Annotated in this window: 11 protein-coding genes and 2 pseudogenes; 6 read left to right on the top strand and 7 right to left on the bottom strand. The window is 49.6% G+C overall.

What is annotated here, in order from left to right; genetic code table 11:
- Nucleotides 1–54: 54 nt before the first annotated feature.
- On the bottom strand, nucleotides 55–468 hold the full coding sequence (locus C7433_RS14860) for a GNAT family N-acetyltransferase (RefSeq protein ID WP_033742594.1): 414 nt from the start codon (nucleotides 466–468) through the stop codon (nucleotides 55–57).
- Nucleotides 469–1,821: 1,353 nt separating this feature from the next.
- Nucleotides 1,822–2,105: pseudogene (locus C7433_RS24070) on the bottom strand (biotin carboxylase N-terminal domain-containing protein); the annotation flags it as partial.
- A gap of 533 nt (nucleotides 2,106–2,638) precedes the next feature.
- On the opposite strand from C7433_RS24070, the gene C7433_RS14850 reads away from it, so the two are divergent.
- From C7433_RS14850 to C7433_RS14830, 5 genes are all read left to right on the top strand, one after another.
- On the top strand, nucleotides 2,639–3,328 hold the full coding sequence (locus C7433_RS14850; RefSeq protein WP_110268448.1) for a fimbria/pilus periplasmic chaperone: 690 nt from the start codon (nucleotides 2,639–2,641) through the stop codon (nucleotides 3,326–3,328).
- A 17-nt stretch (nucleotides 3,329–3,345) separates the two neighbouring features.
- Entirely contained in the window at nucleotides 3,346–5,931 is a 2,586-nt protein-coding gene (locus tag C7433_RS14845; protein ID WP_110268447.1) for a fimbria/pilus outer membrane usher protein, read from the top strand.
- A 62-nt stretch (nucleotides 5,932–5,993) separates the two neighbouring features.
- Nucleotides 5,994–6,539 (top strand): fimbrial protein, encoded by a 546-nt coding sequence (locus C7433_RS14840; RefSeq protein WP_110268446.1) that lies wholly within the window; start codon nucleotides 5,994–5,996, stop codon nucleotides 6,537–6,539.
- A 278-nt stretch (nucleotides 6,540–6,817) separates the two neighbouring features.
- Nucleotides 6,818–7,576 carry a hypothetical protein gene (locus C7433_RS14835; protein WP_110268445.1) on the top strand — a complete coding sequence of 253 codons (759 nt, stop codon included), beginning with the start codon at nucleotides 6,818–6,820 and terminating at the stop codon, nucleotides 7,574–7,576.
- 1,179 nt (nucleotides 7,577–8,755) lie between these two features.
- Nucleotides 8,756–9,898 (top strand): lactonase family protein, encoded by a 1,143-nt coding sequence (locus C7433_RS14830; RefSeq protein WP_369974384.1) that lies wholly within the window; start codon nucleotides 8,756–8,758, stop codon nucleotides 9,896–9,898.
- Between the two features lie 22 nt (nucleotides 9,899–9,920).
- Here C7433_RS14830 and C7433_RS14825 read toward each other — a convergent pair whose 3' ends face one another.
- Entirely contained in the window at nucleotides 9,921–10,823 is a 903-nt protein-coding gene (locus C7433_RS14825) for an AraC family transcriptional regulator (RefSeq protein WP_110268443.1), read from the bottom strand.
- A 147-nt stretch (nucleotides 10,824–10,970) separates the two neighbouring features.
- Between C7433_RS14825 and C7433_RS14820 the strand changes: the two genes are divergently transcribed.
- Nucleotides 10,971–11,681 (top strand): SDR family oxidoreductase, encoded by a 711-nt coding sequence (locus C7433_RS14820; protein ID WP_233255789.1) that lies wholly within the window; start codon nucleotides 10,971–10,973, stop codon nucleotides 11,679–11,681.
- Nucleotides 11,682–11,878: 197 nt separating this feature from the next.
- Here the strand turns inward: C7433_RS14820 and uca are convergent, their stop codons facing one another.
- From uca to C7433_RS14800, 4 genes and pseudogenes are all read right to left on the bottom strand, one after another.
- The gene (gene uca, locus C7433_RS14815) at nucleotides 11,879–15,481 is read right to left on the bottom strand and encodes an urea carboxylase (protein WP_110268441.1); all 3,603 of its coding nucleotides are present in this window, start codon (nucleotides 15,479–15,481) and stop codon (nucleotides 11,879–11,881) included.
- A 111-nt stretch (nucleotides 15,482–15,592) separates the two neighbouring features.
- Nucleotides 15,593–16,228: an urea amidolyase associated protein UAAP2 gene (locus C7433_RS14810; protein WP_110268440.1), complete on the bottom strand. Its 636-nt coding sequence runs from the start codon at nucleotides 16,226–16,228 to the stop codon at nucleotides 15,593–15,595.
- Between the two features lie 10 nt (nucleotides 16,229–16,238).
- Nucleotides 16,239–16,967 carry an urea amidolyase associated protein UAAP1 gene (locus C7433_RS14805; RefSeq protein WP_110268439.1) on the bottom strand — a complete coding sequence of 243 codons (729 nt, stop codon included), beginning with the start codon at nucleotides 16,965–16,967 and terminating at the stop codon, nucleotides 16,239–16,241.
- Nucleotides 16,964–17,103: pseudogene (locus C7433_RS14800) on the bottom strand (ABC transporter ATP-binding protein); the annotation flags it as partial. The gene C7433_RS14805 and the pseudogene C7433_RS14800, both read right to left, overlap by 4 nt.

Here is a 17,103-nt window from a genome sequence, read left to right as displayed (position 1 = left end):
GTGTTCGCGCAGACTCTCTTATACTGCATACATACCTCTGCTTTCGCAGGTATGCTACGTAAATTCTTTTGCCAGGTAGTGACGTCTGAACTTATGTGCATAGCCTGAGAGTGATCCATACTCTTTGTAACCGAGCTTTTCATAGAACGACCTGGCCTGAAAATCGAACGTGTCCACTGTGGCCATGTGGCAGTTTCGGTTTCTGGCCTCTGCTTCAGCAGCTGACATCAATTCTTTTCCATATCCCTTACCTCTGATACGTTCAGCGATCCATAAATACTGAATTTCAAGAGTCCCCCACCATGTCTGAGCGATCAGACCTCCAGCTACGTTGCCATCATCGTCTGTGCAGTAAAGCAGAAACGGTTCGATTTCAACGGGATGGAATGTGGCGTTGTGGCTCCAGAGTCCATCAGTGATAACGTTTTTTTCCTGGTGGGAAGGATTGGTAATAAGTGTGATCTTCAAAGTACGTTCCTTGCGGCTTGCAGATGTATAAAGCAGATTACTCTCTGTGGAATAAGAATCCTTATACACAAGTCATTGCATCTGTCAATGGGGTGAATAACCCCATTTACTCCATTGCGGTGTGGTGTATCCTACGTAAATGAAACAACAGACCGGAAGATGCTTAATTCCCTTTTATTTTCTGCAAGGGTATATAAATAAAAAACAGACTGCAAGAAATTTAAAATGGCATTGTTTTTGTAGTATATTTCTGGCGCATGATGGGTCTGGATTAGGGCATTCAGCCATGTGATTTTTACATAATATAAACAACACCAGGGAACGCTATTTTTTCTCGTTTATATTCACTAAGATTTTTTATAAATTCAACGTTCTGAGCTGTCTTAACAAAATTACCAGGTTCCATAATAAAAACTCTATACCTGACAATCTGTTGAGTGACTTTTGAAACTCGCCGTATTTTTTATATCAGGACGAATTAATCAGTAACATGATTTACGAACTCAGGAAAACGTATCGCAGTTAAAGTGATCATGAAGTCACGATGACTGCTAACGAATACGTAAATTATGAATCGCTTACAACATTTTTCCTGAGCAGACTGTGCAGCAGGCCACTCATCTTTGCATGCTGGTCTTCTATCACATTACGAGAGAGAGAGTCTCGCTAAATAACTTAGGTTTTCTCAAGATAAGGTTAAAGAAGCCATCAATTCCGTGCAGAAAAAGCTGGGTGTAAACTCCCGGAAAATACTGAGAGCATCTGTCACCCGCCGCGCACTATTGAAGCTTTCCCTGAATGTGTCTGACGAAAAACCGCACACGTAATCCCACCGGCCGTTCTGGCCATTATATCACCCTCTCCTGCCGCCTTTGTCTGTACAGGCACCATACTGTATTCAGGAAGAGTTACTACGTCACATGATATTGCAGCGAAAGACAGGCTGGAGCGGTATAAATCAATATTGATCTCGCAGCCTCAGGCGTTGTGTTGTCTGTAAAGAGCAAATGAATAAACCCTTATCCCGATGGAAGCAGAACTGCAGCAGTCAGAGGTACTGCGGGTTTATTTTCATTAGCGCCTCGACCGTTAGCGCCAGATTTCCCTGACTCTGCCAAAGAGCGCCGATCCGGTTTACCTGAAAGAGGATAAGCCTGAAGGAAACTGATGACAGGTCAGCTGGTGGCCGGAGTGCGTTCCCGACCGTCAGGTTGCCCGCGTCACTATCAGCGGTATCTTCACAAAAGCGTCAGGATGATAATTCCGGCTGAACGTGAGGGCGCAGGCGTTGTACACAACTGAAGAACTCAATAACCCCTGTTTCTACGGAGGCAGCCCGAACCTGAACGCAGGTGAACTTTTCAGCCTCACCAGATAACTGGCTGTACTGGTGACGCGGCAGACCTCGGCGACATCGACGAGTAATTCGCTGCCTTCCAGCAATGCATATCTTCGGCTTTCGCCAGAGCACGGGCTGTGAGCCTCAGGCCAAAGGTTCGCAACTGCTGCGGCGTTGGGCCGATAAAAATCCGCCCTGCGGACTCACAGGCTTCCGCAAGCGCGGCATTTTCAGAGAGAAAACCGTAACCCGGGTGAATTGCCTGCGCGCGACTTTGCTGCGCTGCGGTGATAATTTTCAGATCGGTGTAAGCAATAATTATGTAAATGCAAAAAATGAATCAGTCTACCTAACTGGAATTTCTGATAGCGCACAGGCTCATAACCACCACCTCTTTCCTGTTTAATCAGCAATATCAAAAAAGTCGGCTATTCATGGACAGCACATTCACAAAGATCAATGCTATCTAATCTTTTGATAAAAGAATTCATCTTCTTTAACAGGTTACAGGTGGGCGCACAGACTTCTTTTGTAAAGAACAGCAAATATCCACATTAATTCCGGAGACCTTTTTTAAGTTAACAATTGATTTAAATCAAACAACGGAATTGTTTTTAGTAAAAAACAAAAGATTAATTAAAAAAATCATTTCAGCATAAAAAGAAAACTTCAGATTTATTCAGATCTCATATTTAACAAAATAAAAAAGAAAATGGTAGAGTTATCCTTCACATCATGACTTACCCAGGTCTAATAAACTAAGAGGCCGATATCAATTTATGAAGTCATGTAGTTGCCGCATCAGGGTTTTTTGAGGTTAAATTGTAGATCATGTCAAAAATACGAAGTGTTATAGCTGTATTTGCGTTTTTTTTAGTTTTCCTTAATCACGCCATTGCTGATGGTGGTATTACTATAGAAGGAACAAGACTTGTTTATCCAATGGATGATAAACAACTGACTTTCACTATATCTAACACATCATCCAAAGATTCTTTTTTGGTACAGTCCTGGGTTGAAAATCAGGCAGGTATGAAAGTCAAGGATTTGATTGTAGTCCCTCCCCTTTATCTGAGTGGTCCTGAGGATGAGAACATTCTCAGGCTCATTCTTATGAATCATAATCTGCCGGAAGACAGAGAGTCTCTTTACTACTTCATTGCGAAAGGTATTCCTTCAATCGGAAAAAAAACTGATGATGAGAATAATGTCCGTATCGCCATAGCAAGCCGCATTAAATTATTTGTGCGTCCGTCAGGGTTAAGCCCCTCTCCTGAGAAAGCACCGGCAAAGTTAAGTTTCATGAAAAGTAATAACAGCATAGTTGTAAAAAATCCAACACCTTATTACCTGACCATGGTCAATATTAAATACGGCTCACAAAATATCGAAAGCATGATGGTTAAACCTTTTTCAGAGCAATTATTAACATCAGGGGATACAAGCTCATCTCTGATTATTTACTCAACCATTAATGACTATGGTGCGAACACTCTCCCAATTCATGCCAAAGTGCTATAACAAAAAAAGCAATAAAAATGGAAAGAACATCTTTTTTTGTGAAAAGTATTTTTATATTGACCATAATTTTAAACCCTAAAATTAGTTTTGCCCGACTTAATTTTGATCCAGCTATGATTTCAGACAATGTCAATAATGTAGCTGATTTATCTGTGTTCTCTACCCCGGGCAGACAATTACCTGGAAATTATAATGTTGACGTGTATTTAAATGGTTCATTCATTGAAAAGAAGAACATTTATTTTACTTCCATACATTATATGAATATAAAAACAAAAAGCGTAAGAGATGATACCGGTTTAATGGCTTGTCTCAGGCCGGATTTTTTTCAAAGTATCGGCTTGAACTTTAACACGTTTACTAAGATAAATAATACGTCCCGAACGAAATGTTTTAATCCGGGAGAATATATAGACTCTGCGTATACACGATTCAGCTTCTCCAAAATGAGGCTGGACATTAATATCCCACAAGCATATTTAATTTTGAAAAACAATGAATCAACGAATGAAACTGAATGGGACAACGGCATAAACGCGGTTTTTTTGAGCTGGCAATATTCAGGAAATAAAAACAGTACCGTATACGGAAATGCCTTTAACGATTATATGAACTTAAATACTGGCATAAACACAGGCGCGTGGCGTTTACGCGATAACAGTATACTAACTCGATATAGGAGCAACGGTAAGCGAGAGCATAGTTGGGAACATCTGAATACTTATTTAATGCGGCCTATCGTTCCATGGAAGAGTAACCTCGTCATAGGTAATACACAGTCGAATGGAAACATATTTGAATCTTTTTCATTCAGTGGTTTTAAAATAGGGACTGATTTAGCAATGTATTCCGACACGATGCAGGGCTTCGCGCCGGTAATCAGAGGTGTCGCTGCCAGTAATGCCGAAGTGTATGTTCGTCAAAACGGTAATCTTATCTACAGCACGGCAGTGCCTGCAGGGGCATTCTCTATTACTGATCTGGCTTCCGTCAGCAACAGTGGTGACCTCAGGGTTACGATTGTAGAAACTAATGGTACAAAGACACATTTTGTTGTGCCTTATTCTTCTGTACCGGTTTTACAACGAGAAGGACGTGTTGTTTATACGCTGGCAGCCGGGAAAGTCAGAGATACTAACAACTTATATGATCCGCTTAACTTTGCGCATGGAACTTTTCAGTGGGGTGTAACGGATGATACAACCATTTATGGTGGCACGCAGCTAGCAAACCGTTATCAGGCGGCTGCAATCGGTGCAGGTTTAAATGCTGGCCTTCTCGGTGCCATATCAGCCGATGTTACCCGGGCAGAGAGTCTTTTAGCTGATGAATCGAAGCATAGTGGTGCTTCATGGAGATTGATGTATGCAAGATCTCTGTCATCGGTAGGGACAACATTCCAGTTAATGGCAAACCGATTTTCTACCAGGGGTTATTACACGCTATCTGAAGCGGCTTTGAAAAAAATGAACGGATGGGCCAGTGATGATCTTTCAAACCGCATTAATCCTAATAACGATAAAGTAAACTGGGGTGATTATTACAACCTCTATCAAGCTAAAAAAAATCTTATACAGGCTAATATAACACAACGACTCGGGGAAGTAGGCTCGCTGTATCTGACAGCAAGTCGGCAGACATATTGGAGTGGCATGACACCGACCACTTCTTTTCAAGTCGGATTCAACAGTTCATTCTGGAAGGTTAATTATCAAGTCTCCGCAGGGTATAGTAAATACAGCGATCAGCCTTATGCTGATAAGAGTATATACCTCTCTTTTTCACTTCCACTTGATAACTGGTTATCCAATAGAGGTATGCTGAGTAATAGTTACCTGGCATACAATATTAACAGCGGTAACGGCAGTACCTCTAATCAAATGCAGCTCAGCGGAAGTGCTCTGGAAAACAATAATTTAAACTGGGGTGTTAGTCAGGTTTATAACCAGCGGGAGGGTAACTCCGGCGACGCTGCCATTGATTATTTGGGTACCTATGGCGGTATTTCACTGGGTTACGGTCAGAGTAAGAATTACAGCCAGTTAAGATATGGAGCTACAGGAAGCGTGGTACTTTCGTCATATGGTCTGACGTTTGGTCAGCAGCTGAGTAAAACTAATATTCTCATTAAAGCACCTGAAGCATCGTATATACCTGTAACTGATAGTCCGGGAGTGAGAACTGACTGGCGTGGTTATACAATCAAAAATAATGCTTCAGATTATCGTCGAAATCGTGTCGCTCTTAATGTCGGCTCGCTTGATCAGTTTACTGAAATTAAAGAGCCCGTCAAATACGTTACTCCTACCGAAGGTGCGATAGTGCTTGCCGGTTTTAACGTTCGTAAAGGGCATCAAGCTCTTTTAAACCTGATTTATCAGGATAAACCTTTACCTTTTGGTGCCGGTGTTTCTGTCTCTGACGATGATAAAGCCGGAATTATTGATGAAAATGGAGAGGTATATCTTACCGGTTTAAAGGAGAAAGGATTGCTTAGGGCTAAATGGGGAAATCATACAGGCGAACAATGTACTGCCCGTTATGACTTTTCAAAAATAAAACAGGATAAAAGCATTATTCAAATGTCTCTGGTGTGTAAGTGAAATATGAACTATTGCAAACATTCTTATTTCAAATTTTAAATGAAAACTATTGAGGATCTAAAATGCCTTCAACCAAAAAGTTCAGTGCTGCTTTCTTGATGAATATCATAATTGCATGCGCAGCTACTGATGTTTATGCGGCAACTGATACTGCAAAAATTAATGTAACAGCAACGGTTGTTGACAATACCTGTACGCCCGGATGGAGTGCTTCTGGAATCAATGTATCTTTAGGCCGGGCATCTCTTAGAGATTTTACGGGCACAGATAAACCAGGTGCGACAAAACCATTTCATCTGGATTTAGAAGGCTGTGGCGCTGGTGCTAAATCAGTTACTGTGACTGCAGATGGAACCCCTGACGGAACCAATCAGACACTTTTTGCAAATAGTACCCGTTCAGGAGCTGCAGGGGTAGCACTCGGTCTGTACGGTGGTAGCACACAAACAACCCAGCTTTTGCCCAACGGTAGCAGCTCTGTTGATTATGCGATAGTGGATAGCAAAGTGAGAATGGATTTTACCGCAAAGTTAATCCAGACGTCTGCCACCGCACCCACGGCTGGTGACTTTAGCAGTATTGTCACGCTCAACGTTGCGTACAACTAATTAGCAAAGCTGCCCGTACCGGGTAGCTTTTATTTCACTTACTGAAAATGACTGGCGAATGTCGTTTATTCTTAACGGCATCGCCCTTCAATGAGTAAATACACAAAATGAATAATACGCTGACTTTTAGCTTTTTCCTTAAATTTTTTTTGGGGGCGAGATGCAAATTCATAGTTTTCTGTATCATACCTGTGCTTGTCTGTTCTCTACATCCCCGGTCTGTTTTTGCAGATTCCGTCAGCGGCAGTTTTACCTGCACGTCAGGTAAGGTATGCAGAATGCAGTTACAGTCTGTTTATAATGGCCATAGCATTGAGCCTGCATACGATTATGATATTACAGGATGGAAAAGTGACGATGCTCAGGTTGATAATGATTCTGTCATTGCCAATGTTACATATACTTATAGTGATGGTACGTCTTCATACGCAAATAATATAAAAATCCCTCTCAACCATGAAAAGAACCGTTATTTCCCCTCAAACCGCCCTGATTCAAATAAAAAGGTAGAGAAGTTAGTAGACACTGTATACGCCACATTCAAAAATGAATCCTCTGAGACTAAAACGATAAGCATAAATATTGATCACCGATATGGAGAAAACTCCGACAGGTTTACCTACACAGTCAATGTATTGCCCCCACCGCCTGTGTGCACGACATCTGTCAGTAACCCGAATCTGGATATGGGGACCTTTACCACTTCTCAACTCGCCGCTCTTTCTCCTGGTCAGTCGACTGGTGTCAGTAAAAGTGTGAAAGTTATTTCACAGTGCTCTTACAGTGCTGGTATTAATATTATCCTTAGCACCAATAAGGTAACATCTGGCGGGTATCTCGTTGCTGGCGGAGGTTTGAATTTCCTTACAGATATTGATGGAAAAAAAACAGTTTTCGGCTCTGATGGTAAAATATCATTTTCAGTTAATTCCGCCAGTCATGTTTTTGATTTGGGTTTCACAGGTGTCCGTTCCGACGATAAACCTACTGCGGGAAATTTTAATAACATTATTACCATCACCACAACACCTTTATAGCGTTAAGATCAAATTTTATATTAATTTCACTCTGCTCGCCTTATCGCGAGCAATTTTTAATATGTCTGCCTGAATGAATGCGGATATAAAAAGAGGACGAATTCGGCTTAGATTATTAATTAAAAGAGTTTAGCATATGAATGATATGATACCCGATGCGAGTCACTTATGCGGTAATTGACCAGACAGATTTTATCGCTTTTCCCGCCCCCTGTATTTGGGCAATTTTCGAGGTTTTCTCTGAGTCAGCCTGTTGTATGGCAACTTCCGCCGTTACCACAGCTCAAGGACAGAGTGTCAGGGCGATGCCCTCCTCCCCACTTTTCATTTTCTCTTTTACCGACAGAGAGTTAGCTTCATCTTGTTTACAGGAAACCGTCCAGAGCCCCACTTTTTATTTCCGGACGACCGGGTTATTCTTCGCACACAGGAGAAAAGCCTGAAAGCGGACCCGGTGAGGATCGATATATCCCCGCCGAAAAGCTTTTACAGATGCGCGAAAATACATTGCACCATTACAGAGAATGGCAATTAATTATTCGCCTCGAAGCACCGCAGGTTTCTTTTTAATTCACCATGATAAAATAACCACGCTATATCATGTTTCTGACATTGAATTCGGTTTTACTTAAGATAATAAAGTTTTCAGGCTGCACAGAAGTGATCTGCGGTGTTCGCATCTGTATCAAACACCAGACCTGAACCTGAATCGTTAATAATGATGAGTCAGGAAGAGTCTGCGTCAGCAAAAGCCTTTTTATTCAAGCCTTTATCCCCAAACAGCTTTCTGCCCATTCCCCTCCTGTGACATCCCCCATCCCCAGCCAAAACATTTCCGCTTACTACCGGAAAAACACTCTCTGTATCCCATCAGAGCTTGCTGATAATTTATCCAGACTCTGGCTTTACATTCCCAATACAAACGCTTAACGGACACCTTCAGAAAACCGCAGCCAGGCATGCGTGCCACGCAGAGGCGCTTCTGACAGGCCGAAAAGCGACACGACAAAGTGGATGGATACTCTCCGCCACACTTTTCTGGCAATCGTTTCGACGTGAAGGCAAAGCGCGCATCACTGAAACGCTGCGTTCTGCCCTTTTACTCACGGCGCAGTCACTGCATTGATGAACGGGCAACCGTTATATTCGCTTAATGACACTGGTAAATAGGGAAAAATTATGAATAAAACGATTCTGACAGCCGCCGCCGTTGCAAGCGTTACGGCCTTCGTGCCGTTTATGGCTCAGGCATCTTACGCGTATGTGGGAACCTATAATCCTGATGGCGAAGGGGTTTATCGATTCACGATCAATGCGCAGGGTGAACTGTCGGGAAAAACGTTGGTGAGTCAACTGCCCAATCAGGCGCAGATGGTCGCGTCAGCCGATGGTAAACATCTCTATGTGGCCAGTGAGACCGAAAAAGGCAGCGTTACCGCTTATCAGATTGACCCGGACGGCTCGCTCACGGCATTAAATCAGGTTGACACCCAAGGTAAGGGGCCGGTTTATCTGTCTATGACACCCGATCAGCGTTACCTGATGGTCGCCAATTATGTCAGCGGTAGTATCACAGTGTTTGCGGTGACGTCAGAGGGCAGGCTGAGTGAGGCTGTCGATCATCATCAGGACAGTGGCCCGGCAGGCGCAGGCAAACCCGCGGCGGCACCGGAGGGCAGTTTTGCTATTAGCGATCACAACGGTCCGCATGCACATATGGTCGCCAGCGATCCTACGGGCCAGTTTGTGTACTCGACGGATCTGGGACTGGATCGCATTTACCAGTATCACCTGAATAAAGACGGTACGCTCACGCCCGGTAAACCCGCATGGATAAATGCCTCGTCAGCAGGAGCAGGCCCGCGCCATTTCGTCTTTAGCGCCGACGGTCGTGCGCTCTGGTTAGTCAATGAAGAAGCCTCGACACTCACGCATTACCTTATTAATCCGCATACCGGTGCCTTGCAGGAAAAGGCCACGGTTTCTACGCTGCCTGCCGGTTATAAAGGCACCAGTTTTGCAGCCGGGTTAGTTATTGATAAGGCCGGGAAAAATCTTTACGTGGCCAACCGTCTGCATGACAGCATTGCGCACTTTGAGGTCAATGCTAACGGCACACTGACGTATAAGGATGATGTGTGGACGCGCGGTGATTACCCCAGAACGCTGACGTTATCCCCCGATGACAGCATGATTTACGTAATGAATCAGCGTAGCGATAACATCACCAGCTTCAGAGTGGACAAAGCGAGCGGTGCCATCACCTTTACCGGAAACTACGTTGCCGTAGGCGCGCCCTCTCAAATGGTTATTGTGCCCTGATGCATTATTCGGGTGCGGGTCATCAAAGCGACCTCACCTGCTGAAACGCGCCTACCCCACGATGATCTCTGGCGTCCCGCGCGGGCGGGATGCCAAACAGACGACTATATTCGCGGGTAAACTGCGTCAAACTGTCATAACCCACCGTCGACGCAACGGCAGCGACGTTACCGGGCTGACGAAAGAGCAGATTACGCGCAGCATAAAGCCGCAGATGCTTTTGATACTGCAACGGAGAAAATCCGGTGCTGGCTTTAAAACGACGATGAAATACCGAGATACTCATGTTGGTCATATGCGCCAGTTGTTCAATGCGCACCGGCGAAGCATAGTGCGTTTTCAACCAGCTCACCGCACTGCGGATGGATGAAAAATAACCGCTTGTGTCAGCAGCCTGACGCAACAGCGCCCCCTGGGGGCCACGCAACAGGCGGTAAACAATTTCACGCTCCGTTAAGGGCGCCATCACAGCAATATCTTCGGGATGATGAATCAGACGCACCAGTCGCAACCAGGCATCCAGTAATGTTGCATCTGCATCCTCAACAGCAAACCCCGGTCCGTCCGGTGGTTCACTCACTGCGGGTGACACATGCAGTAATGCTCTTATCACGGCAAGATCGAATGTCAGGCGCACTGCCAGATAAGGCGCTGTATCGCTGGCACCCACAATCTTACCGCTTGCTGGCAGATCGACAGACGAGATAAAGGCCTGACCGGCAGTATAGCGAAAGAGACGCGATCCAATCTGCAGCTGCTTCTCACCCTGCAGGATCAGGCTAATAAAGGGCGGATAAACCTCGGGCGGAAGAGTAAGAGGTTGCGTGACCCAGTAGATGTCCAGTCGTGGGATGGCCGAACGCGCGTTTGCATCCACAGGCCAGTCCTGCACGCTCTCGCGCAGGGCGTCTAATGCCGTTGTCATAAGCTCAGTCTTACGCAGAATTAAGCAGAAACAGGCAAATAATAAGCAGAATTCAGGCCGCGCGGCAATGATGTGCGCACTAAAATCAGTGCGGAGAGTGCCGCAACCGGAGCGAGAAAAGCGATGAATATTAAAGGGGCAGTAATCATGATAACCGGCGCATCGTCGGGCATTGGTGCAGCAACCGCCCGGGCGGCTGCACAATCTGGCGCGCAGGTGGTACTTATCGCGCGACGTAAAGAACGCATTAGCGCGCTGGCGCAAACGTTGGGAAACGCCATAGCGATAGCCTGTGATGTGACGCGTCATGATGAGATTGCCAACGCCGTTCAGACCACGCTTAGCCATTTTGGGCGCGTTGACGCGTTAATCAACAATGCGGGGCAAGGGCTGCATGGTGCCATTGACACGATCGGCAGTGAGGACTTCATGGCACTGCTGGACGTAAATCTGGTTGCGCCACTCAGGATGATGCAGGCGGTCCTACCCGCGATGCGTCAGCAAGGACGCGGCAGCATTGTTAATGTCAGCTCAGGTGCAACGCTGGCAACCTATCCAGGCTCTGCGGCCTATACCAGCGCGAAAGCCGGACTGAATATGCTTTCACGTGTTGCCCGTCTGGAGCTGGCTTCTGAGGAGATCACGGTATCGACTTTCTATCCCTTTGTGACCGCGACAGAATTTTACCAGTCCGTTAAATCAGGCCGTGAGCAGGCCAGCGCGCAGGAAAAAGAGATTGCCGCCTTCGCGCATTCACCTGAAAAAGTTGCTGAAAGTCTGTTAATGCTACTTGAGAGCGGGGATGCCGAGCAGGATCTGGTGCCGGAAGCTTATGGTGGCAGCGTCCGCGACGCGTAAAAGGCCGGGAATACGCATCACCTTTACAGCCGTTTTTGTTTAGCAAACAGCGCGCCGATAACATGCCAGAGCGCATGGCTTTCGGCGCGCAGGTGCACGAGCCATACCTGCTTCGCGCCCCTGCCAGACGGAGATCACCAACGAGCGTGATCAGCCCCGGCGGTAACCGCTATCCGGGGCCCGAAACCGCTCCCGCTTCAGACGTTCTCTTCCCTTATCACCGCAACCCGCTGTCCCGCGCGCACAGCACTGCCTGGCTGCATGTTTATCTGCTGAATGATGCCGTCGCACGGCGCCAGCAGCGGAATCTCCATTTTCATGGATTCCAGCACGACCAGCACATCCCCCGCACGCACGCGACTTCCCGCCGTGGTTTGCACCTGCCAGAGATTGCCGGAAACCGGGCTTTCGACGCCCTGTTCGCCCTGCTGTAATGACCTATCGCCGCCCTCTTCCACCACGCTTTCCTGGCTGTCGAAATGAGCCTGACCGCTGGCGATCCAGCGATCGCGTTCCGCATTAAACGCCTTTTGCTGATGGTCACGAAACGCCGCGATGCTCTGCGCCTCCTGAGCAAGAAACTGCTGATAATCGCTTAACCGCAGCGTGCTGTGCTCAATGCGCAGCGGATAGCGTCCCAGTGGAAAATCGCGGCGGATTTGCATCAGTTCCCCGGCGGATACGGGGTAAAAACGCAGTTGATCGAAGAAGCGCAGTAGCCAGGGTTTTCCGGCAAAATCGGTGACGTCGCGATAGCGGTTCCACATCTGAAGCGTGCGGCCCACAAACTGATAGCCACCGGGCCCTTCCATACCGTAAACGCACAGGTAAGCCCCACCGATACCGACCGAATTTTCTGCCGTCCAGGTGCGCGCCGGATTATATTTTGTGGTGACAAGACGATGGCGCGGATCCAGCGGTGTCGCTACCGGCGCGCCAAGATAGACATCGCCCAGCCCCATAACCAGGTAGCTGGCTTCAAATACCGTTTTCCAGACCGCCTGCTCGTCAGGCTGATCGTTAATCCGACGAATAAACTCCAGGTTGCTGGGGCACCACGGCGCATCAGGACGTACCGTGGTCATGTATTTTTCAATCGCCTGACGGCAGGCGGGATCGTCCCAGGAAAGCGGCAGATGCACCACGCGCGTCGGCACCTGCAGATCATCATGCATACAAACTGTGAGCCACTCGCCGCGCACCCATGCCAGCAGCGCGTCATGGGTGAGAATTTCAGGCTGAAAATGGATTTGCAGCGAACGGATCCCCGGCGTGATATCAATCACCCCGTCTTTTGCATGCGCTTCCAGCGCCTGCATCAGGGCATGAATGCGAAAACGCAGAACCAGGTCCAGTTCCGGCTCCCCGGCTTCGAGGAGCAGATGCGTATCGCCCGAAAGCCGCGCCACCAGGCGCTTATCGGCCTCGCCGCAGGTCATAACAATCGGCGAGGTCAGCGGCGCAGGTTGCCAGGCCGTCTCCTGCGCGCAGAGCGTTGCCAGCGCCTGGCGTTGCTCCCGGGCCAGCTGACGCGCGGTGGGCAAATCCACTGCGGTAAAGCGCACGTTATCACCGGCTTTCAGTTGCCCCAGCTGCCAGAGGTCGGCTTCTATGACCGTGACCGGACAAACGAAGCCCCCCAGACTGGGTCCATCCGGGCCCAAAATTACCGGCATATCGCCGGTAAAATCAACCGCGCCAATAGCGTAGGGGTTATCGTGAATATTCGACGGGTGCAGTCCGGCTTCGCCGCCGCTGTCGCGGCTCCAGTCAGGCTTAGGTCCAATCAGACGAACGCCCGTGCGGCTGGAGTTGAAATGCACTTCCCAGTCCGTGGCAAAAAAGGTGGCGATATAATCCGGCGTAAAGAACTCCGGCGCGCCATGGGGGCCATAAATCACCCGCAAGGTGCGGACCTGGGGAAGATTCGTACGCAAAGCCAGAGGAAGTTTCGTGCCCGCCTGGGCCGTCTGCGGTGCCAGGTGCAGGATATCACCGCTGCGCAGGGCGCGTCCGGCATGACCACCAAACTGGCCGAGCGTAAAGGTGCTTTTGCTGCCTAAATACGTTGGCACCTGAATACCGCCGCTCAGGCAAAGATAGCTTCGCACGCCCGCACCGTTTACGGCACCCAGCTTTAGCGTTGCCCCGGCGGATATCGTAAACACACAATCCATCGGCACGGGCTGGCCATCCAGGGTAGCGCTCAGCGATGCACCGCAAATCACCGCCTCAATGGCGGTGTTAAATTTCAGGGTGGGTCCGGTGAGGGTGATTTCCAGCGCGGCTTCGCCCTCCTCATTCCCCAGCAGCCGGTTGCCTGAACGCAGGGCGCGATCATCCATCGGCCCGGATGGCGGTACGCCGACTGCCCAGTACCCCAGACGGCCCGGGTAATCCTGAACGCTGGTTTGCGTACCGGCACTCAGCACCTCAACTGTCGCCGCCTGATAACACAGTTGCTCCAGACAACGGGTCCAGGGTTCTCCGTGGACAAAGGGCGCAAACGCCAGGATTTGCTGCAGATAGAGGCGATTGGTTTCAACACCGTACAAACGCGTCTCCCCTAGCGCCTGCGAAAGCGTGGCAATGGCCTCATCGCGGCTGGGCCGCCAGGCGATCATTTTTGCCAGTAGCGGATCAAAAAACGGCGGCACTTCACAGCCGGCTTCGACCCAGTGATCAATGCGCAGGCTGGCATTCTCGGTTTCGGGAAAGGCTACCTCCGTGAGCAGTCCGGGGGAAGGCTGAAACTGCCGTCCCGGATCTTCCGCATAAACCCGTGCCTGAACAGCATGGCCCTGTGGCTGAAGCCCCGCGGCCAGCTCGCGCAGCGGCGGCAAGGTGCCCGCCGCCAGTTCAATCATCCATTTCACCAGGTCAACACCCCAGACCTGTTCCGTTACGCCATGCTCTACCTGAAGGCGGGTATTGACCTCCAGGAAGTAAAACTGGCGGGCGACGCTGTCATAAACAAACTCCACTGTGCCCGCACTGCGATAGTTTACCGCTTTACCCAGCGCAACCGCCGCCTCGCACAGCGCCTGCGCCATTCCTTCGGGCAGATTGGGCGCGGGGGTTTCTTCGATGACCTTTTGATTACGCCGCTGCACCGAGCAGTCACGCACGCCCAGCGCGATAACCTCACCCAGTCCGTCGCCGAAAATCTGTACCTCAAGGTGGCTCGCCCGCTCGATATAGTTTTCGAGAAACACGCCGGCGTCGCTGAAGTTGTTTTGCCCCAGCCGCTGTACCGTATCGAATGCGTCGGCCAGCTCGTGCGCATCGCGGCAAACGCGCATGCCAATTCCGCCGCCGCCCGCGGTGCTTTTCAGCATCACCGGATAACCGACTGTCCCGGCGACACGGCAGGCTTCGGCGGCATCGGCCAGTAATTCGCTGCCTTCCAGTAAGGGCACACCTTCGGCTTTCGCCAGGGCCCGGGCCGTGTGCTTCAGGCCAAAGGTTCGCAACTGCTGCGGCGTTGGACCGACAAAAATCAGTCCTGCGGCCTCACAGGCTTCCGCGAACGCGGCATTTTCAGAGAGAAAACCGTAGCCCGGATGAATGGCCTGTGCGCCACTTTGCTGCGCTGCGGCGATAATTTTTTTGGCGACCAGATAGGTTTGCGCCGCCGGGCCGTCGCCAAGGCTTAACGCTTCATCCGCGTCGCGGATATGCAGGCTACCGAGATCGGCTTCGGCGTACACAGCCACGCCCTTCACCTGCATGGCACGCAGGGTGCGCAAAATGCGGCAGGCAATCGCGCCACGGTTGGCAATCAGTAAGGTATCAAACATAAGCGGAACTCTCAGGGAAGCGGGCCGTCCCGCACAAAGTCGATATGTCCCCTGGGGCCGTCCCCGGGGCTGATGTTGTTCAGGCGCGCGTAACGCTCAGCCGCGCCGGACTCAGTTCCACACCAGTACCTCGGCGGGTGTAGGGTTCCAGCCGTTGCAGGGGTTGTTTAACTGCGGACAGTTAGAGATTAAAACCACCGCATTACACTCAGCACGCAGTTCAACGTATTTACCGGCCGCAGAGATGCCGTCCTCAAAGGTCAGTCCCCCTTGCGGGGTAACAGGGACATTCATAAAAAAGTTGATGTTGGCACCGATATCGCGTTTATGCAGACGGCCATCGTGCAGGCAGGCACAGAGAAAATTATCCCGGCAGCTGTGCATATAGCGCTTGTCATGGGCATAGCGCACAGTGTTACTTTCCTGCGCACAAGCCCCGCCCAACGTATCGTGACGGCCGCAGGTATCGGCGATAATAGTCAGCAACGGATTGCCCAGATTGGAATAGAGTACGCTGCCGGTGGTCAGGTAAGCCTTACCCTGACGGCGTAGCGTACGTTGAGGATCGTAACGTTCACGCGGGTTATCCGCGTTGTAAAACAGCGTATCGATCGCCTGATTCCCTTCCAAATCGAGCAGACGCAGTGTTTGCCCTTTTTTAACCTCAAACAGCCAGGGTTCTCCCGCCGGGATCACGTGACGGTACACGGCATCTTCAGGACGGCGGTCGCTGGAAATCATGGTCATCACTGCCTCCTTACAGGGCAAAAAGTAGGGTATTGCGAATCGCGCGCTGGTTTTCATCGCGGATAAACAACGCTTCGGTAGCGGCCTGTTCGTCATCCGCCTGATACCAGCTCAGCTGAATGGGGCGCGGGGCATAGTCCGGGGCAGGATCCATCGGATGCGGCAGCGCGGTCAAAACGATCAGGACGTCCATAGGGGCAAACAACTCAACAAAATCCCCCGCGCGACTGTTCGCTGTGATGAAGTGGAAGCGGCCATCTTCATCTACAGTAACTTTGCTGAAGAAGTTAACGACCATGAGCAGATCTTCCAGACCCAAATCCCATTTGCCCATTTCGACCAACAGATTATCGACGCCGTTACGATGGAAGCCATTCCGCAGCTCCTGATAGCGCCCCGTGCCATATTTTTCGTGCGTTTCTGCCGCGTTCAGTACGCCACCAAACGGGTCGTGCCAGCCACAGCTGTCCGCCACGATTCCGGCGAGTACTCGGCCCATATCGGAGTAGAAACAGTGCCCGGTGGTGAGCCGGGCAGTATGCTGACCCTTTAGCGTATCCGGCAGATTCAGGCGTTCACTTTTTTCGTGAGGATTGAGCATCATCATGCTGACGTTAGCGCCGCCGTCGAGATCGGTCAGGCGCAGGATCTGTCCTTTACGCAGAATGAGTGAGGTATGCGCCCCGCCGGGAAGCCGCTCTTCGCGCAGGCTGGGAGCCGAGTGAAAACGTGCGGTCATTGCTGTCTCCTTAATGCATAAACGTTGTCTTTACTGTCTGCCATTATCTGTGCCATTCGCGCCTCATTAAGCGGAATGTCGTAAGTAATACGTGCGCCCCAGGCATCAGGGGCCTGGGGATCGTGACGGACTTTGT

The organism is Pantoea sp. PNA 03-3, from assembly GCF_003201175.1.
In the GTDB taxonomy this organism is placed as follows: domain Bacteria; phylum Pseudomonadota; class Gammaproteobacteria; order Enterobacterales; family Enterobacteriaceae; genus Pantoea; species Pantoea stewartii.
This window is presented reverse-complemented; position numbering and strand designations above follow the sequence as displayed.